The sequence below is a fragment of the Streptococcus pluranimalium genome (assembly GCF_002953735.1).
GTDB classification, from domain to species: Bacteria; Bacillota; Bacilli; order Lactobacillales; family Streptococcaceae; genus Streptococcus; species Streptococcus pluranimalium.
On the sequence record NZ_CP025536.1, the window covers coordinates 584,624 to 606,102 of the forward strand.

At 37.5% G+C, this 21,479-nt stretch carries 20 protein-coding genes, 1 tRNA gene, 1 pseudogene and 1 riboswitch; of the genes and pseudogenes, 16 read left to right on the top strand and 6 right to left on the bottom strand.

Features of this window, described 5'->3' with window-relative positions:
* Positions 1–19: 19 nt before the first annotated feature.
* The 5 genes from C0J00_RS03015 (at position 20) to C0J00_RS03035 (ending at position 5,128) form a co-directional block, all read left to right on the top strand.
* Positions 20–1,282, top strand: a complete 1,263-nt coding sequence (locus C0J00_RS03015; protein ID WP_104967503.1) for a UDP-N-acetylglucosamine 1-carboxyvinyltransferase — start codon at positions 20–22, stop codon at positions 1,280–1,282.
* A 184-nt stretch (positions 1,283–1,466) separates the two neighbouring features.
* Positions 1,467–2,021, top strand: coding sequence for a GNAT family N-acetyltransferase (locus tag C0J00_RS03020; protein WP_104967504.1), 555 nt, complete (start codon positions 1,467–1,469; stop codon positions 2,019–2,021).
* Complete coding sequence (gene spxR, locus C0J00_RS03025; protein ID WP_104967505.1) at positions 2,014–3,300, top strand: CBS-HotDog domain-containing transcription factor SpxR; 1,287 nt, start codon at positions 2,014–2,016, stop codon at positions 3,298–3,300. The genes C0J00_RS03020 and spxR overlap by 8 nt, the downstream gene beginning before the upstream one ends.
* 35 nt (positions 3,301–3,335) lie before the next feature.
* Entirely contained in the window at positions 3,336–4,196 is an 861-nt protein-coding gene (locus C0J00_RS03030) for a methionyl aminopeptidase (protein WP_104967506.1), read from the top strand.
* Positions 4,197–4,207: 11 nt separating this feature from the next.
* A complete protein-coding gene (locus C0J00_RS03035; protein ID WP_104967507.1) occupies positions 4,208–5,128 on the top strand; it encodes a YihY/virulence factor BrkB family protein in 921 nt (306 codons plus the stop codon).
* A gap of 530 nt (positions 5,129–5,658) precedes the next feature.
* On the opposite strand, the gene C0J00_RS03040 is transcribed toward C0J00_RS03035, so the two are convergent.
* The 4 genes from C0J00_RS03040 to yghU all read right to left on the bottom strand — a co-directional run bounded on the left by C0J00_RS03040 (position 5,659) and on the right by yghU (position 8,348).
* A complete protein-coding gene (locus C0J00_RS03040; protein WP_104967508.1) occupies positions 5,659–6,099 on the bottom strand; it encodes a GtrA family protein in 441 nt (146 codons plus the stop codon).
* Position 6,100: 1 nt separating this feature from the next.
* Positions 6,101–7,042, bottom strand: a complete 942-nt coding sequence (locus C0J00_RS03045) for a DHH family phosphoesterase (protein WP_104967509.1) — start codon at positions 7,040–7,042, stop codon at positions 6,101–6,103.
* Between the two features lie 2 nt (positions 7,043–7,044).
* Complete coding sequence (locus tag C0J00_RS03050; RefSeq protein WP_104967510.1) at positions 7,045–7,488, bottom strand: GNAT family N-acetyltransferase; 444 nt, start codon at positions 7,486–7,488, stop codon at positions 7,045–7,047.
* A gap of 80 nt (positions 7,489–7,568) precedes the next feature.
* Positions 7,569–8,348 (bottom strand): glutathione-dependent disulfide-bond oxidoreductase, encoded by a 780-nt coding sequence (yghU, locus tag C0J00_RS03055; protein WP_104967511.1) that lies wholly within the window; start codon positions 8,346–8,348, stop codon positions 7,569–7,571.
* A gap of 145 nt (positions 8,349–8,493) precedes the next feature.
* Here yghU and C0J00_RS03060 point away from each other — a divergent pair, with 145 nt between their 5' ends.
* The 10 genes and pseudogenes from C0J00_RS03060 to C0J00_RS03100 all read left to right on the top strand — a co-directional run.
* The gene (locus tag C0J00_RS03060) at positions 8,494–8,937 is read left to right on the top strand and encodes a flavodoxin (protein ID WP_104967512.1); all 444 of its coding nucleotides are present in this window, start codon (positions 8,494–8,496) and stop codon (positions 8,935–8,937) included.
* Positions 8,938–9,008: riboswitch (Fluoride riboswitch) on the top strand.
* A gap of 48 nt (positions 9,009–9,056) precedes the next feature.
* The gene (locus tag C0J00_RS03065; protein ID WP_104967513.1) at positions 9,057–10,277 is read left to right on the top strand and encodes a chloride channel protein; all 1,221 of its coding nucleotides are present in this window, start codon (positions 9,057–9,059) and stop codon (positions 10,275–10,277) included.
* A gap of 301 nt (positions 10,278–10,578) precedes the next feature.
* Positions 10,579–10,926, top strand: coding sequence for a 50S ribosomal protein L19 (gene rplS / locus C0J00_RS03070; protein ID WP_104967514.1), 348 nt, complete (start codon positions 10,579–10,581; stop codon positions 10,924–10,926).
* Positions 10,927–11,012: 86 nt separating this feature from the next.
* Complete coding sequence (locus C0J00_RS03075; protein WP_104967515.1) at positions 11,013–11,684, top strand: beta/alpha barrel domain-containing protein; 672 nt, start codon at positions 11,013–11,015, stop codon at positions 11,682–11,684.
* Positions 11,685–11,956: 272 nt separating this feature from the next.
* A tRNA-Arg gene (locus C0J00_RS03080) sits at positions 11,957–12,028 on the top strand.
* Between the two features lie 39 nt (positions 12,029–12,067).
* The gene (locus C0J00_RS10615) at positions 12,068–12,199 is read left to right on the top strand and encodes a hypothetical protein (RefSeq protein WP_256866674.1); all 132 of its coding nucleotides are present in this window, start codon (positions 12,068–12,070) and stop codon (positions 12,197–12,199) included.
* 527 nt (positions 12,200–12,726) lie between these two features.
* Positions 12,727–13,905 carry an FtsW/RodA/SpoVE family cell cycle protein gene (locus C0J00_RS03085; RefSeq protein ID WP_104967516.1) on the top strand — a complete coding sequence of 393 codons (1,179 nt, stop codon included), beginning with the start codon at positions 12,727–12,729 and terminating at the stop codon, positions 13,903–13,905.
* Between the two features lie 277 nt (positions 13,906–14,182).
* Positions 14,183–16,135: a DNA topoisomerase (ATP-hydrolyzing) subunit B gene (gene gyrB, locus C0J00_RS03090; RefSeq protein ID WP_104967517.1), complete on the top strand. Its 1,953-nt coding sequence runs from the start codon at positions 14,183–14,185 to the stop codon at positions 16,133–16,135.
* Positions 16,136–16,233: 98 nt separating this feature from the next.
* A complete protein-coding gene (ezrA, locus tag C0J00_RS03095; protein WP_104967518.1) occupies positions 16,234–17,958 on the top strand; it encodes a septation ring formation regulator EzrA in 1,725 nt (574 codons plus the stop codon).
* Between the two features lie 244 nt (positions 17,959–18,202).
* A pseudogene (locus tag C0J00_RS03100) lies at positions 18,203–18,310 on the top strand (IS3 family transposase); the annotation flags it as partial.
* Between the two features lie 425 nt (positions 18,311–18,735).
* On the opposite strand, the gene C0J00_RS03105 reads toward C0J00_RS03100, so the two are convergent.
* Both C0J00_RS03105 and C0J00_RS03110 read right to left on the bottom strand, forming a co-directional pair.
* Positions 18,736–19,242, bottom strand: coding sequence for an NUDIX hydrolase (locus C0J00_RS03105; RefSeq protein WP_158667305.1), 507 nt, complete (start codon positions 19,240–19,242; stop codon positions 18,736–18,738).
* A 333-nt stretch (positions 19,243–19,575) separates the two neighbouring features.
* On the bottom strand, positions 19,576–20,025 hold the full coding sequence (locus C0J00_RS03110; protein WP_104967520.1) for a DUF1694 domain-containing protein: 450 nt from the start codon (positions 20,023–20,025) through the stop codon (positions 19,576–19,578).
* A gap of 144 nt (positions 20,026–20,169) precedes the next feature.
* Here C0J00_RS03110 and eno point away from each other — a divergent pair, with 144 nt between their 5' ends.
* A complete protein-coding gene (gene eno, locus C0J00_RS03115; protein ID WP_104967521.1) occupies positions 20,170–21,471 on the top strand; it encodes a surface-displayed alpha-enolase in 1,302 nt (433 codons plus the stop codon).
* Positions 21,472–21,479 lie beyond the last annotated feature (8 nt).

Below are 21,479 nucleotides of genomic sequence, written 5' to 3' on the forward strand. Positions count from 1 at the left end.
TATAAGAAAGTATTAGTTTATGCGTAAAATTGTTATTAATGGGGGGAAACCTCTGCAAGGTGACGTTGCCGTTTCGGGTGCTAAAAATAGTGTTGTCGCTTTGATTCCGGCTGTTATTTTAGCTGATGATGTCGTCATATTAGATGGTGTTCCTGCAATCTCAGATGTTGATAGCCTGGTTGAGATTATGGAAATCATGGGAGCAAGAATCAAACGTTATGATGATACACTTGAGATTGATCCCCGTGGTGTTAAAAATATTCCAATGCCATACGGTAAAATCAACAGTCTTCGTGCTTCTTATTATTTTTATGGTAGTCTTTTAGGACGTTTTGCTGAAGCTACTGTTGGTTTACCTGGTGGTTGTGATCTTGGTCCTCGTCCGATTGATTTACATCTAAAAGCTTTTGAAGCAATGGGAGCGAAGGTCTCTTATGAAGGTGAGTCAATGCGTCTTGCTACTGAAAATAGCGAGCCTATTCATGGAACACATATTTATTTTGATACTGTAACTGTTGGAGCGACGATTAATACCATGCTTGCAGCGGTGAAAGCTCAAGGGCGTACAGTTATTGAAAATGCAGCTCGCGAACCTGAAATTATTGATGTAGCAACTTTATTAAATAATATGGGAGCTCGTGTTCGTGGCGCTGGTACAGATGTTATTACCATTGACGGAGTGGATCGTTTAAATGGTACACGTCACCAAGTTATTCCAGATCGTATTGAAGCTGGCTCTTATATTGCTTTGGCAGCGGCAGTAGGTAGTGGTGTTAGAATTACAAATGTTCTATACGAGCATTTAGAGTCATTCATTGCTAAGCTGGAAGAAATGGGCGTGCGAATGACAGTTGAGGAAGATTCCATTTTTGTTGAAAAACAAGATAAACTAAAAGCAGTCTCTATTAAAACGTCTCCTTATCCAGGATTTGCTACAGATTTACAACAGCCTCTGACACCTCTATTGTTGAAGGCAGAAGGTCGTGGCACAATCTTTGATACGATTTATGAAAAGCGTGTCAACCATGTACCAGAATTAGCTCGTATGGGCGCAAAAATCTCTGTGCTTGGTGATCAGGTTGTCTATGATGGTCCAAATCAACTCACTGGTGCAGAAGTGAGAGCAACTGATTTGCGTGCGGGAGCAGCTCTTGTGACAGCTGGTTTGATGGCTAAAGGACGTACGGAAATTTCAAATATTGAGTTCATTCTGCGTGGTTATTCTAATATCATTGAGAAACTACGCGCTCTAGGTGCTGATATCACATTAATTGAAGAATAAAATAAAGGTTGAGGATAGAAATCCCAGCCTTTTTCTGGTGGGTATTATTATCAGATAGGACAATGCCATATCATGATGATTGAGCTTTAGATGCAGTGACGGCTCTTGTGAAAAGATATCTGTTTTATAATTAACTTTGTCCTCTGATATAGCAACAGTTTAACTGTTATGCTATAATTTTAGTATGTCAGTAGCACTTAAATTAGCGCAGTTTGCCACCTTTGAAACTGAAAGGCTCTTTTTTCGCCCTTTTTCTTATCCAGACTTAGACGATTTTGCAGATATTGTTTTAAACCCTCGTGTGACAAGGTTCATACATCCGAGCTATCAAAACAAGCAGGAAGCGGCAGAATTGCTAATAGAAGCCTTTATGAAAGAACCTTTGGGAAAATGGGCTATTGTTAACCAAAAAACGAGTACAGTGATTGGTGCAATTCGCCTAGAAAATAGAGATGACCGACACAAGCGCGTAGAGATAAGTTATTTTTTATCAGAAGAATTCTGGCACCAAGGTTTTATGTCAGAGAGCCTTAGGGCCCTACTCAATCTCTGTTTCAAGGAATTCGAGATTCGTGTTATTGATATTATTGTTCATGAGGAGAATATAGCGAGCCAAGCTTTAGCGGAAGCGTGTGGGTTCAAAATAAAAGAGCGTTTCAAGGGAAGCGATCGCTACACTCATAAAATGAGGCGGTATACCCGTCTGGAATTACAAGGTGAGGATTATCATTATGAGTAAGCATAAGGAAATTCTTGATTATTTAGAAAATTTAAGAATTGGTAAACGTGTCAGTGTCCGCAGTATTTCCAATCATTTAAATGTTAGTGATGGAACAGCGTATCGTGCAATCAAAGAGGCTGAAAATAGAGGGATTGTTGAAACAAGACCCAGAAGTGGGACTGTACGCGTTGAAAATAAGAAAAAAATTAGTCTTGAAAAAATAACGTTTGCTGAAATTGCTCGTATTAGCGATTCGGAAGTGGTGGCAGGAAAAGACGGTTTATCTCAAGAATTTAGTAAGTTTTCAATTGGTGCCATGACGCGAGAAAATATCTTGGATCATTTGGTTTCTGGAGGTTTGCTTATCGTTGGTGATCGTGAAGATATTCAGTTATTAGCCTTGGAACACGGTAATGCTATTTTGGTGACAGGTGGTTTTGCAATTTCTGAGATAGTTAAGGATACGGCTGATAAATTAGCCATTCCTGTTATGGTAACGGCCTATGATACTTTTAGTGTTGCAACTTTAATTAATAAAGCTATTTCGAATGCTAAAATCAAAACAGATATCAAAACAGTAGGGCAAATTTATTTATCTAAGGAAGATTATGGCTTTTTAATAGAGACGGATTTAGTATCTACTTATCATGATTTAGTAAAAGAAACAAATCATGTACGTTTTCCAGTTATAGACAGTAAGAATCGTGTCGTTGGCATTGTCAGCATGCGAGATGTTATTGGGAAAGATCAGCAGTTACAAATTCGAAAAGTGATGGCAAAAACACCAGTAACAACGAGTCCTAATATTAGTTTGGCGACTGTTAGCCAAAAGATGGTTTTTGAAGATTTTGACATGCTTCCAGTTGTGGATAAATCGAAAAATTTTCTAGGTGTTGTAACACGTCGGCATGTGATGGAAACCTTGAAAAATCTTTCTAAGACACATATCCATAGTTATAGTGAGCAATTTGTTTCAAACTTAGAAGTTCTAAAAGACGGTCGTTTTCAGTTTGTGGTTGAGCCACATATGATTGACAATTCGGATAGCTTGGCTTACGGTGTATTAACAGAATTTTTGAAAGAAGCGACCATGAACCTTTTAACTAAGCGCCATCAAAAGAATATCATTATTGAACAAATGATGGTATACTTTTTACAGGCTTTACAAATTGATGACTTTTTGACCATTACACCCAAAGTTATTGCGGAAAGTCGTCGTAGCATGACTCTTGATATTGATGTAACATCAGCAGAACAACTAGTCGCTAAAGCAATCGTCACTACGAAGATGACTTAGAGAAAAAGATTGAATAGTAGGAGAATAATGTAAACATGATAACATTAAAATCAGCGCGTGAAATTGAAGCGATGGATCGTGCAGGGGACTTTTTAGCAAGTATTCACATTGGCTTGAGAGAGATCATTAAGCCGGGTGTTGATATGTGGGAAGTTGAAGAGTATGTTCGTCGACGCTGTAAAGAAGATAATGTTCTTCCATTACAGATAGGGGTAGATGGTCATCTTATGGATTACCCATATGCGACTTGTTGTGGGCTAAACGATGAGGTTGCTCATGCCTTTCCACGTCATTATATTTTACAAGACGGTGATCTTTTAAAAGTAGACATGGTTTTAAGTGAACCTTTAGATAAATCAATTATTGACGTATCAAAGCTTAATTTTGATAATGTTGCTGAGATGAAGAAACACACCCAATCTTATGCTGGTGGATTAGCGGATTCTTGTTGGGCTTATGCAGTAGGCGATGTTTCAAATGATGTGAAGCAGTTGATGGATGTTACCAAAGAAGCTATGTACATTGGTATTGAGAAAGCTGTTGTTGGTAATCGTATCGGTGATATTGGTGCAGCCATTCAAGAGTATGCTGAGAGTCATGGCTACGGCGTTGTTCGAGATCTTGTTGGGCATGGTGTTGGGCCGACGATGCATGAAGCACCCAATGTCCCACATTACGGTACGGCAGGTAAAGGTCTTCGCTTAAAAGAAGGAATGGTCCTGACCATTGAACCAATGATCAATACAGGAACTTGGGAAATTGATACAGATATGAAAACTGGTTGGGCACATAAAACCCTTGATGGTGGTCTATCTTGTCAATACGAACATCAGTTTGTGATTACAAAAGATGGTCCAGTGATTTTGACCAGTCAAGGTGAAGAGAGAACTTACTAGAGAGAGTTTCCGTGAAAAAACTAATTTCAAGACTACAGTCCAGTGATTTTGTTAAATATTTTTTAGAATTGTTTCGCACTGCAGAAATGGATTTATCCAGTATTGCTGTGGCTTACTATCTTCTTTTAACCATATTTCCTTTCTTTGTGCTCCTAGCTAATATTTTTCCATATATCAATATCAATACAGATCAGATACTGATGTTCTTACAAGAAAATTTACCGGAAGAATTATATCAGACAACATCTGGTATTGTTATTAACATTTTCAATGAGCCTAATACTGGCTTGGTTTGGATTTCGATTGCGACTGGGTTATGGACTATGTCACGAAGTATGACCTTTTTGCAAAAATCCATTAACAAGGCTTACGGTGTTCAGGATCACAGAGATATTGTCTTAGGTTACCTCTTTGGTTTTTTATCCAGTCTTGTAGTCATTTTATTTTTAGCGATTGCTATTTTGTTATCAACATTTGGTAAGGCTGCCCTGCATTTGCTCTATTCGAATTACCCATTTGATCCCAAATTGTTTGATCTTTTGATGAGTTTAACTCAGCCGGTTACAGCGGCAGTGTTTTTCATTGCTTTAGGGGTTCTTTATTACATTTTGCCTAATGTTCATATTCGTAAAATGAGATACATCATGCCAGGAACTATTTTTACAACTTTTGTATTTATGACAATGACAAGTATTTTTGGACGTTATGTGACCTCTATGATGGATCGATTGGACAATCTTAGAATGTTTGGTTCCATTACGATTTTAGCAGTTATGCTTTGGTTTACTGTTTTTGCTAAAGTCATTATTTTCGGAGCTATTTTAAATGCATCCTACCAAAAAAAACACATGGATGACTTTGAAACACGTGATGGCAATCTGATTACTCTGATTAAAAATACTTTCCAAAAAGCTAAAAAAGCCAATGATTAGGCGAGGAATGACTAAATTAGCTTACAAGTAACAATACATTTGAGACTAGTTTCTTGTGTTGAACAAGAGGCTAGTCTCTTCATTTTTTTGAATACCGATAGCGTTATAGACTGTCATGGGATGTGAATAGTAATACTCATTGAAAATCAAAATCTGACGTTGTCAAGTATACCTTGAAGAACTTTAGTTCTATCTGTGGCACCTTTCCTAGTCAGATATTGATTTTCTTCTAGTATATAGCCTTTTGAATTACCGTTGATACATCGCCGCTTTCAACTTACCGTGCTCGTACTCCAGTACTATCTACGGCTTAGTTCCCTGTCTGAAAGTTAATTCATTTGACTGTATTTCTCTTGTGTTTCTTTCATTTTGAAGATAGAAGATTTTAGATTTTGGTGTTGAAAAACGTTTAGATCATTTGATCTGATGGTGTAAAGATATGGTTGGATAAAAAAAGACCCCCGTTTTCTATTTATCTAGAATATAACGGAAGGTTATTATCATATCACTTTATAAAGATAGCAGCTGATTCAACTGGTTTTCTTGTTTTTAAAGACTAAATATTTACTAATGACGTAATTGACAATGATAATGATGACTTGTGCCATGAGAGATTCAATTAGGTTGACTCTAGCTAAATCATGGTTGACGAATTGTCCAATCAGGTTAGGAAATTTTTCTACAAAGGTAACAACTAATACTAAATCAATCAGTAGTGTAAAAAGTCGAGCTCCAACAAAGGACACCAGACGTTTTTGCCAACCAGCTTTCTCTTGTTTGAAAACAATACTATCATTGGTGAAAAAAGCAAAGAGAATAGCAATAGCGTTAGCTATAACCGCAGATAGAGTTGCTTGTTGGCTGATTGAAAACACAATAGTCCTGACAATCAAGTAGACAAGTGTTGTTAGAACACCGAAGATGAGGTAAGAAATCACTTCATTGTTGAGTAATTTTTTGATAGTCTTCATTCTAATACTCCTTCGTAGCAATAGCATCAATGATTTCTTGGAAAATTTGGTCATTTTCTTCTGAACTGTAGGAATTTGCACCGCTAGCTAGGGGATGACCGCCTCCGTCATGTTTTTGAGCAATAGTGTTAATGACAACCTCTTTACTACGCATACGAACGCGATATGATTTGCCGTCAGCTTGTTGGACGAAGATAGCCCAAGCTTTGACACTATCAATTTTTCCAGGAGTTCCAACAATGGCAGAGGATTCTGCTTCGGTAACGTTTAAAGATTGGAGAATTTCTTGTGTCAGTGTGACACGAGCAGCACCATTTTCTGAAACCTCTAAGTTATCAAAAACGTAGCCTTGTAGTTTAGCGATTTTAAAGGGAAATGAATCCATTTGACGAGCCATAGCTGCAAAATCCACATTGAACTCCCTAAGTTCGGCTGCAATGCGCATGGTTTTAGCGCTAGTAGCTGGGTAAAGGAAACGGCCAGTATCTCCAACGATACCTGAGTATAGGAGGCGAGCAGCTTCATCGGTTAATATTAATCCGGTTTCAAGAGCAAATTCAGTAATGATTTCGCTGGCACTAGAAGCTTTAGTATCAACATAGGATAAATCACCGTAGACATCTTCATCGGGATGATGGTCAATTTTAATCAAAAAATCCCCTTCTAGGTAGCGCTGATCGTCAATACGGGGTTGATTAGCGGTGTCTGTAACAATCACTAAAGCTCCGTTATAAGATTCGTCTGTGACCGTATCCATTTCTGCCATCCAAGATAAGGTAGGTTCATCAATGCCTGTGGCTAAGACTGTTTTTTCTGGGAAGTTATGGCGAAGGATTTCTCGAAGACCTAATTGCGAACCAAGAGCATCAGGATCGGGACGCTGATGGCGATGGATAATAATAGTCTGGTAGTTTTTGATGGTTGATAAAATAGATTGAAACATTCTTATTTTTCCTTTGATTTTAATAACATGTCAGTATGAGGAATGCCATCTTCCAAATAGGAATCTGACATTTTGACAAATCCAAAACGTTCGTAAAAAGCACATAAATAGCTTTGAGCTTGAGCAAAGATATCCCTATCTGGAAATTCAGAATGGCAAACCTCGATAGCTTTTGCGACTAATTGGCTCCCTAAATCTTGTCCACGATAGAACTTTGCAACCAAAACACGACCTAACTTGACGATGTCTTCATCTGGAATCAGGCGACAGTAAGCTTTAATCTGGTCGTTTTCATTCACTTGAAAAAGATGGAGAGCTTCTCTATCAGTCTCGTCAATTTCGGGGTAGGCACAGGTTTGCTCGACGACAAAGACGTCAACTCGTGCTCGATAAATGTAAAATAATTCTAGAGTATTCAGTTGATCAAATGTTTTGATTTGCCACATTGCTTCAAAGGTCTCCTTACTTGTATTAACCTATTATAACATGAAAAAAGAATTGAGCCTAAACCCAATTCTTCACAGTTTTATTTAGATAACGGCTTATAGTCAGCTTCAAGACCACGTTGAACAGCAGGACGCTTAGCAATTTTATCAGCCCATTTTAGGAGATTTGGATAAGAAGCGACGTCTAAAAAGACATCAGAACCGTCATAGAGTTTGCCATCTACGAGGCGGCCATACCAAGACCAGATAGCGATATCAGCGATAGTATAGTCATCGCCAGCGATATATGGTTTCTTAGCCAATTCCTTATCTAATAAATCAAGTTGGCGTTTGGCTTCCATGGTATAGCGGTCAATAGCATACTCGATTTTTTCTGGCGCATAGTGGAAGAAGTGTCCAAAACCGCCTCCAAGAAATGGCGCAGCACCTGTTTGCCAGAAGAGCCAGTTGAGGACTTCGTTGCGTTCTTGGTGTGATTGAGGCATTAACTGTCCAAATTTTTCAGCCAAATAAAGCAAAATATTAGCTGATTCGAAGACATTAACTTCCTTTTCTTCGGATACATCAAGCATAACAGGGATTTTAGAGTTGGGATTGATGGATACAAAGTCAGAACCGAATTGATCTCCTGAAGAAATATCGATTTTGAACAAATCATAGTCCACATCAACACCGAGTTCTTTTAATTCCTCAAACATGACAGCAACTTTGATACCATTCGGTGTGCCTAAAGAATACACTTGGAAAGGTTTTTCGCCACGTGGAAGATTTTGATCAAAACGGCTTCCTGCAGTTGGACGATTAAGACCGGTGTATTCTTCTGGTTCTTGCCATATTTTTGGTAATTGATAATCAGTCATAAGTGTGACCTCCTTATTTTGTTGATTAAAGACTAGCAGATTTAAAAAGCGATTTCAAGAATTTGCCCTTAGGATTCAAATAGATTTGCGAGTCAGTTGGAAAATATGATACAATAATCGGTGATATAATGATACGGAGGAAATTATGGCCTTAGCAAAAGTGGTTTATGCCAGTATGACAGGGAATAATGAAGAATTAGCAGATATTATTACCAATAAGTTAGAAGAATTGGGACACACCGTTGAAATGGAAGAATGTACTATGGTTGAAGCTAGTGATTTTGAAGATGCTGATATCTGTATCGTTGTAACTTATACATACGATGATGGTGAGTTGCCAGATGAAATTGTTGATTTCTATGAAGAATTAGCAGACCTTGATTTATCAGGAAAAGTATACGGGTGTGCAGGTTCAGGAGATACCTTTTATGATGATTTCTGTACCTGTGTCGATGACTTTGACAAACAGTTTGCGCTTACTGGTGCGACAAAAGGAGCAGAGTCTGTTAAGGTAGATTTGGCTGCCGACGATGAAGATATTGAAAACTTGGAACGTTTTGCAGAAGAACTGTCTGCATGTGTAAGCTAAGACATAACTGGGAATGATTGTCTCCCTAGGGAAACCTAAACCGCTGAAAAGCTGATGACGTCTACGCTTTTTTGTCGTAGCCTCATTGGCTTTTTTCGTGGTATTGAGAAAGGAATCATATGAAGTCACAAGACCATTTTTATCGACAGTTGCTCAGCTTAGAAGTCGCTGCCGTTATCATTGGCTTATCTGCTGGCGCCTTAGACGCCCTGTTTGGGAGAGTGCTCCTCTTTGTTTCGGACATACGCACGCAATCTCCTTACTGGACTATCCCCTTTTTAGGTTTAGCAGGTTTGCTGATCGTATTTCTATATCAGAGATACGGTGGTGAGAGTGTTAAAGGTATGGGTCTAGTGTTTGAAGTCGGACAAGGTCAACGCCAAAAAATTCCTAAACGCCTTATGCCCCTAGTGATAGTGACCACTTGGTTAACACATCTTTTCGGAGGATCAGCAGGTCGAGAAGGAGTAGCTGTCCAACTGGGCGCAACTATTGGAACAAACTTAACAGCCTTCAGTTTTCTAAAAAAATATAGTAAAGAACTCTTAGTCATTGGTATGGCAGCAGGATTTGGTGGTCTTTTTGAGACACCGATGGCAGCAACCTTTTTTGCACTGGAGGTCTTAGTGATTGGAAAATTAAGCCTTCATCTTTTTCTGCCAGCCTTTACCGCAGCTTTTATAGCTAGTCAGACGAGCCATTTTTTAGGTTTGGAAAAATTCAGTCATGATATCTCTAGCAATTTACAGCTGGATTTTCTGACAGTTGGAAAATTACTCCTTGCAGGTTTCTGCTTCGCCTTTGTTGGGAAACTATTTGCTCTTAGTTTACAGTTTCTTAAAGCCAAATTGACCAAGATGGACCCTAATCCTTATGTCAAAATGGCTTTAGGTGGTTTGGTTCTGTCGCTTATTTTTCTAAGTTTAGCAAGTGGTCGTTATTCAGGGTTAGGGACAAATCTTATTGATGCTAGTTTTTTGGGTGGTTATATTTACGCTTATGATTGGCTATTAAAATTATTTTTGACGGTTATCACAATTTCACTAGGTTTTCAAGGAGGAGAAGTAACACCTCTGTTCTCCATTGGGGCAAGTTTAGGAGTCGTTTTATCCCCTTTCTTTGGCTTACCTATTGACTTATTAGCAGCTCTTGGCTATGTTGCAGTTTTTGCTAGTGCGACCAATACTCTCTTTGGACCTCTTTTAATCATGGGAGAAGTTTTTGGTTTTACCAATACACCTTATGCCTTTATCGTCTTAGTCATGGTTAGTTGTCTACAATTCTTACCCTCAATTTACCAACTTCAGAAACATTCCATAGCAGAAAAGCCAAAAATCTAAATTCTCAAAGTAAGTTCTAGCTCCCACCAAACTGGAATTTACTCTGAGAAATTTAGGAAACTAAATAGAATTTAGTCTCAGACTAAGTTCTTTTTTCATGGCCTGATAAGAGCAAGGGTAAGGTAGCTTGTGATTACGATTTTTGAGCATTCTAAAAGCTAAAAAACAGATGATTACCTAGCATGATACTTTACAAATGAGGTGATATATGTTATGATAACTTTTGTGTGTAATGGACGCACGAAATACGGCTAATCCGCTGAGACAAGTACTTACGATTAGTAAGATAAGGAGAATAAAAATGAATCCATTAATCCAAAGTTTGACTGAAAGTCAACTTCGTACTGATATCCCTGATTTCCGCGCTGGGGACACTGTTCGTGTACACGCGAAAGTTGTCGAAGGTAACCGTGAACGTGTTCAGATCTTTGAAGGTGTTGTTATTTCACGTAAAGGTCAAGGGATTTCAGAAATGTATACTGTTCGTAAAATCTCTGGTGGTATCGGGGTAGAACGTACTTTCCCAATCCACACACCACGTGTTGAAAAAATCGAAGTGACTCGTCATGGTCGCGTTCGTCGTGCTAAACTTTACTACCTACGCGCATTGCAAGGTAAAGCTGCACGTATCAAAGAAATCCGTCGTTAATTTTAGGTATATACCAATTAACCCAGATTTCAACTCTTCTCTTTTGGGAAGAGTTTTTTTATCCAAAAATAAAAGAGAGACAATAGATGAATCAACTAGTTCCTTCTGTAAAGTCAGAATTGAGGCAGGAAATTGTCGAAGTTCCTTCTGTCATTAGTCAATGTTCAGGAATTGAAATATATGGTCGCAAGATAAAATCGGTCATTTTTACAACAGATGTAGCAATAATTGCCAATAATAATGCGGATGCTGTGCTAGCAGTATATCCTTTCACACCGACTCCTTCTGTCTTGAAAAGTATTATGTTAGTGTCGTCAGTGCCTGTATTTGCTGGTGTTGGTGGTGGTCTGACAACTGGACAGCGATCAGCAAATATGAGTTTATTTTCCGAATCTGAAGGTGCTACAGCAGTAGTTGTTAATGGTCCGACTAATGCAGAAACTATCCAGACCATAAATGATTTTATTGATATTCCTATTATTTACACAGTTGTTACAGAAACAGCTGATATTGCTACCCGTTTAAAAGCAGGCGTTGATATTTTAAACGTAAGCGGTGGTTCTAAAACAGTTGATATTGTGCGAAAAATTCGTGAGTCCTATCCAGACATCCCTATCATGGCAACAGGTGGACCAACGGAGCAAAGTATTCAGGAAGTAATCGCTGCAGGAGCCAATGCCGTAACTTATACGCCGCCAAGTAATGCTGACATTTTTAAAAAGAAAATGCAAAAATATCGAGAAGAGACTAGTCGCTAACCTTGACAATTCCTCTTGTATGTTACATGAGTTTTATCATCATTTAAAAAGGAAAACGCTATTTTTGTAGCGATTTTTCTTTTTGAAAAAAATATCTGAGTAGTTTAAATGTTAGCAGCCTTGAGGGAAATGATTGAGCCGTGGATTATTCTATAAGACTGTAAATCAAACTGATTTTATATTACCATAAGGAGTACTTGAGATTATTCTTGTGACTGCCGTGGATTAAAACTTGCATGTCTCAAGAGTCTGATGTAAAATAGACGTATCCAGTCTCCTTAGTTAAATGGATATAACAACTCCCTCCTAAGGAGTCGTTGCTGGTTCGATTCCAGCAGGGGACATAATCTCTTACTTTAGTAAGTGGAAGGAGAAGAAGTTTTATGTCAAAAAAAGTTACTTCAAACATTAAAAATAAACGTCAATCTTTCAAAGTAACAGATATTATTAAACTTATCGCTTTGTTGATCCCGGTTGTTCAATTATTACGTCAAATGAAAAATGGACAAAAATAATGTGATAGCATATAGAGGTTGGGCATGAAGTCCAACCTTTTTGCATGAAATGCGTTGTAATATCCCAACGCATTGCCTGAGAGATGCTTAGTACTTTATCGATTCCCCCGATATTTTTTAGGACTTTAGTTCTATATAACTGCCATTGAATGGTTTTTTCTGATTTTTACGTCTTCTAGTCACTCTGCTATCTATAGGAGCTATGTAGAAGATAGATTGAAAAGTGTTTGGAATACCTTTCAATTGAGAAATAAAGCTTGCGAAGTCAATGTCAAATCAAAAACAATATATCAGAAAACTTCAGGTATGAATCATGAATGAGAGAGTCAAGACAAGTTCTTTTAATTTTTACAACTCTTTCTGATTCTATATTTATGATATGATTTTAAATGGGAATACTTGATAGTTTGCAAATTTTTTCATTTGAAAACGAATGTTAGTCGGAATTGTTAAGGGCAATTTACTCCAAAAGAAAGAATTAGTGGTATAATAAAAATCACTTTAAGTATGAAGAGGTTTAGTAGAACTTGAAACACGTAATCAATAAAAGAATTGACTTTATCCTGATAATTCCTGTTATTTTATTGATAATCACTGGTTTTGTTGCGATATATATTGCAACGATTCACGACTATCCTGATAACATTGTTCAGGTGATGTTGCAACAAGTTGCCTGGGTGGTTATTGGTTTAGGAATTGCTTTTGCTGTGATGCTTTTTTCGACAGAATTTTTATGGAAAGTTAGTCCTTTTTTATATGTTCTTGGGCTAATTCTGATGATTTTGCCACTCTTTTTTTACAGCCCTGCGATAGTAGAGTCAACAGGATCTAAAAACTGGATAACTATAGGGAATACGACCCTGTTTCAGCCTTCAGAGTTTATGAAAATTTCTTATATTTTACTCTTGTCTGAAGTTGCTCTATGGTTTCATGGACGCTACCCTGAACAGAGTGTCAGAAATGATTTGAAAATGTTAGCTAGTTTTTTATTAGTAACCTTACCGATTTTAATCCTTCTTGGTTTACAAAAAGATATCGGTACAGCCATGGTTTTTCTGGCTATTTTTATCGGAATGAGCTTTCTGTCAGGAGTGAGTTGGAAAATCGTTCTTACCGTTTTTTTGGTTAGTGTGGTATCCTTCTTGACCTTTATAGCCGTTTTTTTATGGGAGCCAGGGCGTGAATTCCTATATCACATGGGGATGGATACTTATCAAATCAATCGAATATCTGCTTGGTTAAAACCATTTGATTTTGCGTCAAGTATTGCTTATCAACAAACGCAAAGTATGCTATCAATCGGTAGTGGTGGCATTTTTGGAAAAGGTTTTTCTGTTCTTGAATTAGCTGTTCCGGTGAGAGAAAGTGATATGATTTTTACTGTCATTGCTGAAAATTTTGGTTTTATAGGATCAGTAGTGACGTTATCCCTTTATTTATTGTTAATCTATCGAATGATATTGATTACTTTAGAATCTAATAATCAGTTTTATACTTACATTTCGACAGGGTTTATTATGATGATTCTTTTCCATATTTTTGAGAATATTGGGGCAGCTATCGGCATATTACCCTTGACAGGTATACCTCTACCCTTTATTTCACAAGGGGGGAGTTCACTGATTTCAAATTTAATTGGTGTTGGCTTAGTCTTATCAATGGCATATCAAAATCACATGCAACGAGAAACAGAGAAAAATGCATGATAGTTGATTGGAGACTTAAATTCAGAACACCTTTCTTTAGAATTTTATAAAATCTATTTGTAAGGTTAAGGTGTTATTGATTTTTAGAAAACACCAAAGAAGCTGAGTTATTTCAGCTTTTTTTCTTACTAAAATACAGTAAAATAAGAATAATTGTGATATAATATACCCTATGGTTGTTTGTCTATTCTTGCATTAATTGGTAAGAATCAGAGAAGCAAAGATTCATAGAAAAACAGATGATTTTTGATAATCACGATGACAGAAAGAGTAGCAGATGACAGAAGAATTAAGAGACTTGCAAAATAAGGCTAGTGACTATGACGCCAGTCAAATCCAAGTTTTAGAAGGTTTGGAAGCTGTTCGTATGCGTCCAGGGATGTATATTGGTTCAACCTCAAAAGAGGGTCTTCACCATCTTGTTTGGGAAATTGTAGATAACTCTATTGATGAAGCCCTAGCTGGTTTTGCTGGACATATTGAAGTATTTATTGAGCCGGATAATTCGATTACAGTTATTGATGATGGACGAGGAATTCCTGTAGATATTCAAGAAAAAACTGGTCGCCCTGCAGTTGAAACAGTCTTTACAGTTCTTCATGCTGGAGGAAAATTTGGCGGTGGGGGCTACAAAGTATCGGGTGGTCTTCATGGTGTTGGATCATCTGTTGTTAATGCCTTATCAACACAATTAGATGTTAAAGTTCATAAAAACGGCAAAATCTATTACCAAGAATATCGTCGTGGTGTTGTTGTTGATGATTTAGCAATTGTTGGGGATACGGATTTGCAAGGAACAACAGTTCACTTTACACCAGATCCTGATATTTTCACCGAAACAACAGAATTTGATTTCGCCAAATTAGCTAAACGTGTCCAAGAATTAGCTTTCCTTAACAAAGGTTTGCGTATTTCAATTACTGATAAACGTGAAGGCATGGAGACGAGCAAGGAATACCATTATGAGGGTGGGATTGCTAGCTATGTCGAATATATCAATGAAAATAAAGACACTATTTTTGAAACTCCTATTTTTACTGAAGGTGAGATGGATGGTATTGCAGTTGAAGTAGCGATGCAGTATACAACGACTTATCATGAAACTATCATGAGTTTCGCCAACAATATTCATACGCATGAAGGTGGGACACATGAGCAAGGCTTTAGAACAGCTTTGACTCGTGTCATCAATGATTATGCTAGACACAATAATATCTTAAAAGAAAAAGATGATAACTTGACAGGGGATGATGTTCGAGAAGGGTTAACTGCGGTTATATCAGTAAAGCATCCCAATCCTCAGTTTGAGGGGCAAACGAAGACAAAATTGGGAAATTCTGAAGTTGTTAAAATTACCAACCGTCTCTTCAGCGAAGCTTTCAGCCGTTTCCTCTTAGAAAATCCACAAGTTGCCCGTAAAATTGTTGAAAAAGGAATTCTAGCATCTAAGGCTCGTATTGCTGCTAAGCGTGCCCGCGAAGTGACCCGTAAGAAATCAGGTCTGGAGATTTCAAATCTTCCAGGGAAATTAGCAGATTGTTCTTCAAATGATGCTAGCCAAAATGAACTCTTCATTGTTGAGGGAGATTCGGCAGGAGGCTCTGCAAAATCAGGACGCAATCGTGAGTTTCAAGCGATTCTACCTATCCGTGGTAAGATTCTCAATGTTGAAAAAGCTACAATGGATAAAATTTTAGCCAATGAAGAAATTCGTAGTCTATTTACAGCAATGGGAACAGGATTTGGCGCGGAATTTGATGTTTCTAAAGCTCGCTATCAAAAATTGGTGATTATGACAGATGCTGACGTTGACGGAGCGCATATTCGTACATTACTTTTGACGTTGATTTACCGATTCATGCGTCCTGTGCTAGAGGCTGGTTATGTTTACATTGCTCAGCCTCCGATTTATGGTGTTAAAGTTGGTAGCGATATAAAAGCATATATCCAACCAGGAATCAATCAGGAAGAAGAATTGAAGAAAGCTCTAGCTGATTACAGCCAAGGACGTTCAAAACCAACTGTTCAACGTTATAAAGGTCTGGGTGAGATGGATGATCATCAGCTTTGGGAAACGACTATGGATCCTGAGAACCGCCTAATGGCCCAAGTATCAGTTGACGATGCCGCTGAAGCAGATAAAATCTTTGATATGCTTATGGGAGACCGCGTTGAACCCCGCCGTGAGTTTATTGAAGAAAATGCTGTATATAGTACGCTTGATATCTAGAGTCTATCTAGTAAAAAAGAGGTGCAGAGAGCTTTTTAGTGTGGTATAATCGTTATGCTAAAAGGCTCATAACAAGGAAGATAACTAAGGAGAAATACATGTCGAGCGGAATTGTATTAGTGATAGTAGCAATCGTTGTTTTAGTGATTGTTGCCTATCTTATCGCCGTGTTAATACGAAAAAGAAATGACTCATTAATCGAAAAACTTGTTCAAGAAAAAACCGACATTGAACAGTTACCTGTTGTTTCTGAAATAGAGGATGTCAAATCACTTCATTTGATTGGCCAAAGTCAGGCTAATTTTAGAGAGTGGCAACAAAAATGGGATGATATTTCATCAAATTCTTTAAAGGAAATTGAGAAACAATTATTTGAGGCTGAGAATCTCAATGATACTTTCCACTTCTTTAAAGCAAAGTCAGAAATTGAAAAGGTCGAAAGTCAATTATCGTTAATTCGTGAAGATATTGCTGCTATTCGAGAAGCTCTTAATATTTTAAAAGCTCAAGAAGAGAAAAATAGTGCACGTGTCAAACATGCTCTAGACTTATACGAAGAGCTACAACAATCAATTAACGAAAACAGCGACAATTATGGCACGACTATGCCAGAAATTGAGAAGCAACTTAAGAATATTGAAAAAGAATTCTCACAGTTTGTAACGCTGAACTCATCCGGAGATCCTGTTGAAGCTTCTGCTCTTTTGGACAAAGCCGAAGAGCATACCATCGCTTTGGGGCAAATTTCAGAGAAAATTCCGGCTATCGTTACGAAGTTAGAAGATGATTTTCCTGATCAGTTGGATGATTTAGAAAGTGGTTACGCACGACTTCTTGAAGAAAATTATCATTTTAAAGAAAAAAATATTGAAATTCGTTTCCAAAATATTCGTGATTCTATTCGTTCAACGTCAAATGGATTAGTTAGCCTAGATCTTGATCAAGCTAATGAAGGTAATGAAGATATTCAAGAGCGTATCAATGAGCTTTACGATATTTTTGAACGTGAGATTGAGGCGCATGGAAAAGTTGTTAAAAATAGCAAGATTATTCCTGATTATCTAGCGCATGCAAAAGCTAACAACGTTCAACTAACAAATGAATTAAATCGTCTTTCTAAAAAATATATTCTAAATGATGGACAAAACGTTAATATCCGTCATTTCTCTGATGAGTTGGAAACAATTGAAGAGAAGATTTTACCAAGTGTTATGAATCTTGAAGAGCAAGAACAGCCATTTTCTTTACTTGATGGCCGCTTAGAAGATGCACTTCAGACTTTAGCACGTATTGAAAGCGCACAACTTGAAGTTGCGGAAGAATTGAGTGCAGTTGAGCGAACCGAAGCCAATGCTCGTGAAAAATTAGATTACTATATCAATAAACTTCACATGATTAAACGTTATATGGAAAAACGTCATCTGCCAGGAATTCCTCAAGAATTTTTAAGTGTCTTTTTTACAGCAAGTGCGCAACTTGAGGCTTTGATGGAGGAGTTGAGTCGGGGTCGTATTCATATTGAGACTATAGCAAGAATGACTGAATCAGCAACATCTTCATTAGATATGCTAGAGGAAACGACCTATCGTGTTGTCCAAAATGCTGCATTGACTGAACAATTACTACAATATTCAAATCGTTACCGTAGTTTTGAACCAGGAGTTCAAAGTAGTTTTGAACATTCTTTAAAATTATTTGAACAGGATTACGATTATCAAGGAGCATTTGAGGAAATTTCATATGCTTTAGAAACCGTAGAACCGGGTGTTACAGATCGTTTTGTAAACTCTTACGAAAAAACACGCGAAGAGATTTTACTATAACAACAGATACTTGAAAGAACTAAAGACTCTCTTAGGGATAGACAGTGACATACTTATAGTCACTCGAAACTCCTAAGAGAGTTTTTGGGGCTCTTCGTCAACTGTAGTGGGTGACTAATAGCTAACAACTAGAGAGAATCGTTTCGGTTCTCTCTTTTTGGATGTTTAAAGCGATGAGAATTTTGGTTTTAAAGTTTTTGAATATTTTAACTCCAAAAGCTTGGCGTTTGATATCTTTGATGAGCTTGAAGAAGCCATTATAGACTTTATTTATTACTACAACAACAAACGAATTAAAGCAAAACTAAAAGGACTTAGTCCTGTCCAATACAGAACTAAATCCTTTCAATAATTATTTGTTCAACTTTTTGGGGTCAGTACATTGAATATCGTTTTTATTAAAGATGAAACGATTAGTAAGATAGTGAAAGGAGATGTGGAGGAATTAACAATATCAAAGAGATCATAGTAGCTGGTATTAGCGAATGTCAAGACAAAGCCTGCTCCTTAACTAAAAGAAGCAGGTCATAAAAAGAACGATAGAATTCGAAAGTAACTTTTTAGTGCTTTGCTTTCTGAGTATAAGTTCAGTTAAAATCCCATTAGGAGAGTATTTATGATTTTGTTTTATAGTAATCTGCACGGCAAACATTAGACTCTCTGGTGTCCCTTTTGTTAATCTAGATTCGTGAGAACTATCGTAGAATAACAATGCATTTCACCATATTTGGAAAGTTTGACTTTGCTTTATCTGAAGGTTAATTCATTGAACTATCATTACAGACGCCATTGTTTTGTTTGTAAATAGTGATTGATTAGTTTCTTTTGCTTGGCGATAATGAGATGACTTTTTAAAAATGATGCTAAATGATCGAGAGAAACCCATTGAAAATCAGTGGTTTCATTTTTTTGGAGCTTGACACTTTCTTTATTACCGCTATAAGTTGCGTGATAATTGTGGTAAATTGAATATTCTGTAGGCTTAATGGCCTCTCCGAGGAAGGTAATGTTGGATACTGATAAGCCAGTTTCTTCCCAAATTTCTCGTTTGATAGCTGCCAGAGACTCTTCACCTTTTAAGACAGAACCTCCAGCACTTGCTTCGTAATAATTAGGATGAATCGGTTTATTGGCATCTCTTTTCATGAAAAGAATACTTCCGTCTTTTGATTGAATAATAGCCTCTACAACTAAATGGAAGCGCCCTGGAGGAATAATCTGTCCTCTGATGAGTGTTTCCCCTGTTTTTGTGACAGTTTGATCATAAGCATCCCAATATTCCATGTGTAAAACTCCTTTGCTGTAAACCATTGTCTTTGAAAAAAACTAAACATTCAAACCCAGTATCTCCGTTTTTTAGTAATCAAGCATATAAACTAGATGTTCTTAAAACTGTAACAAAATCAGTTATGCTTTGATGGAGATAAGGAGTGATGGGGACATCATTTTAAAAGACACAATAACTTTGTCGCCAGATCCCTTTTTAGGGGAACTAAAAGAGAGCGTGAGTTTATCAAATAGAAAAGGAATCTTCCATTGCTCGCTGGAACAAGTCAGTATAAAAATGATGTGTTAGAAGTAGGTCAATCGGGGCAACAGGTCATAAATTATCAGGCTTTATTTTCCGAAAAGACGATTGAAAAATCCTTTTTTAGGTTTATTCAATATAGTATGGTCGGTATCGTCTTCAGTTAAAGTGATTAAGTCTGTTTCGCTACGATTGATAGCATGATCAGTGAAAATGATAACACCAAAAGGAGATGTTACTTGTTTTTCTTCAATAATAGTAGCAGATAGACCTTTATTTTTAGCAGTTGTCATAAAAGCCATCTGTTTTTCTTCACTGATACGTGATGATATTTTAACTTTTATAGGATTAATGAGTTCAATTTCTTTGTCTAGGGCCGTCGAAAATAAACCTAATATCTTGTCATTATTAACATCCTCGATATTTATAGTAATCAGAACACGCTCTTGAAATGTACCAAGATAATATCGCTGTTCATCAGGATTTAAAACGCGATTACCTGATGAGCGTTCCATAATTTTTTGATTGACATCTGACATACAAAGTTCCTCAAATTTCCATTTTTTAATATTGTACTATAATTTTCAGTTTTTCTGAAAAGATTGTCTTTTAATTTGAAGAAAATATGATATTGTGGTATTATTAACATGTAAAATATTTAAACTCATAAGGAGAGTATTATAATGTCAATTATTACTGATGTTTACGCTCGCGAAGTCCTTGACTCACGCGGTAACCCAACACTTGAAGTAGAAGTATACACTGAATCAGGTGCATTCGGACGTGGTATGGTTCCTTCAGGAGCTTCAACTGGTGAGCACGAAGCCGTTGAACTCCGTGACGGCGACAAATCTCGTTACCTTGGTCTAGGTACTCAAAAAGCTGTTGACAACGTAAACAACCTTATCGCAGAAGCTCTTATTGGTTACGATGTTCGCGACCAACAAGCTATCGACCGTGCGATGATCGCTCTTGACGGTACTCCAAACAAAGGTAAACTTGGTGCTAACGCAATTCTTGGTGTTTCTATCGCTGTTGCACGCGCAGCTGCAGATTACCTTGAAATCCCACTTTACAGCTACCTTGGTGGATTCAACACTAAAGTTCTTCCAACTCCAATGATGAACATCATCAACGGTGGATCACACTCAGATGCTCCAATTGCATTCCAAGAGTTCATGATCGTACCTGTTGGAGCTCCAACATTCAAAGAAGCTCTCCGTTGGGGTGCTGAAGTTTTCCACGCTCTTAAGAAAATCCTTAAAGAACGCGGACTTGTTACTGCTGTTGGTGACGAAGGTGGCTTTGCTCCTAAATTTGAAGGAACTGAAGATGGTGTAGAAACTATCCTTAAAGCTATCGAAGCTGCTGGATATGAAGCTGGCGAAAACGGAATCATGATTGGTTTCGACTGTGCGTCATCTGAATTCTACGAAAACGGAATCTACGACTATACTAAATTCGAAGGTGAAGGTGCTGCTAAACGTACTTCAGCGGAACAAATTGATTACCTTGAAGAATTGGTAAACAAATACCCAATCATCACTATCGAAGATGGTATGGATGAAAATGACTGGGACGGTTGGAAAGCTCTTACTGAACGTCTTGGTGGACGTGTACAACTTGTTGGTGATGACTTCTTCGTTACAAACACTGACTACCTTGCACGCGGTATCAAAGAAGAAGCTGCTAACTCAATCCTTATTAAAGTTAACCAAATCGGTACTTTGACTGAAACTTTTGAAGCTATTGAAATGGCTAAAGAAGCTGGATACACTGCAGTTGTATCACACCGTTCAGGTGAAACTGAAGATTCAACAATCGCTGACATCGCAGTTGCAACTAACGCTGGTCAAATTAAAACTGGTTCATTGTCACGTACAGACCGTATTGCTAAGTACAACCAATTGCTTCGTATCGAAGACCAACTTGGTGAAGTTGCAGAATACAAAGGTCTTAAATCTTTCTACAACTTGAAAAAATAATAGCTAAT

Coding starts and splice junctions, on each gene's coding strand:
- C0J00_RS03015 (WP_104967503.1), top strand. CDS start 20: ATGCGTAAAATTGTTATTAATGGGGGGAAACCTCTGCAAGGTGACGTT.
- C0J00_RS03020 (WP_104967504.1), top strand. CDS start 1,467: ATGTCAGTAGCACTTAAATTAGCGCAGTTTGCCACCTTTGAAACTGAA.
- spxR (WP_104967505.1), top strand. CDS start 2,014: ATGAGTAAGCATAAGGAAATTCTTGATTATTTAGAAAATTTAAGAATT.
- C0J00_RS03030 (WP_104967506.1), top strand. CDS start 3,336: ATGATAACATTAAAATCAGCGCGTGAAATTGAAGCGATGGATCGTGCA.
- C0J00_RS03040 (WP_104967508.1), bottom strand. CDS start 6,099: ATGAAGACTATCAAAAAATTACTCAACAATGAAGTGATTTCTTACCTC.
- C0J00_RS03045 (WP_104967509.1), bottom strand. CDS start 7,042: ATGTTTCAATCTATTTTATCAACCATCAAAAACTACCAGACTATTATT.
- C0J00_RS03050 (WP_104967510.1), bottom strand. CDS start 7,488: ATGTGGCAAATCAAAACATTTGATCAACTGAATACTCTAGAATTATTT.
- yghU (WP_104967511.1), bottom strand. CDS start 8,348: ATGACTGATTATCAATTACCAAAAATATGGCAAGAACCAGAAGAATAC.
- C0J00_RS03060 (WP_104967512.1), top strand. CDS start 8,494: ATGGCCTTAGCAAAAGTGGTTTATGCCAGTATGACAGGGAATAATGAA.
- C0J00_RS03065 (WP_104967513.1), top strand. CDS start 9,057: ATGAAGTCACAAGACCATTTTTATCGACAGTTGCTCAGCTTAGAAGTC.
- rplS (WP_104967514.1), top strand. CDS start 10,579: ATGAATCCATTAATCCAAAGTTTGACTGAAAGTCAACTTCGTACTGAT.
- C0J00_RS03075 (WP_104967515.1), top strand. CDS start 11,013: ATGAATCAACTAGTTCCTTCTGTAAAGTCAGAATTGAGGCAGGAAATT.
- C0J00_RS10615 (WP_256866674.1), top strand. CDS start 12,068: ATGTCAAAAAAAGTTACTTCAAACATTAAAAATAAACGTCAATCTTTC.
- gyrB (WP_104967517.1), top strand. CDS start 14,183: ATGACAGAAGAATTAAGAGACTTGCAAAATAAGGCTAGTGACTATGAC.
- ezrA (WP_104967518.1), top strand. CDS start 16,234: ATGTCGAGCGGAATTGTATTAGTGATAGTAGCAATCGTTGTTTTAGTG.
- C0J00_RS03105 (WP_158667305.1), bottom strand. CDS start 19,242: ATGGAATATTGGGATGCTTATGATCAAACTGTCACAAAAACAGGGGAA.
- C0J00_RS03110 (WP_104967520.1), bottom strand. CDS start 20,025: ATGTCAGATGTCAATCAAAAAATTATGGAACGCTCATCAGGTAATCGC.
- eno (WP_104967521.1), top strand. CDS start 20,170: ATGTCAATTATTACTGATGTTTACGCTCGCGAAGTCCTTGACTCACGC.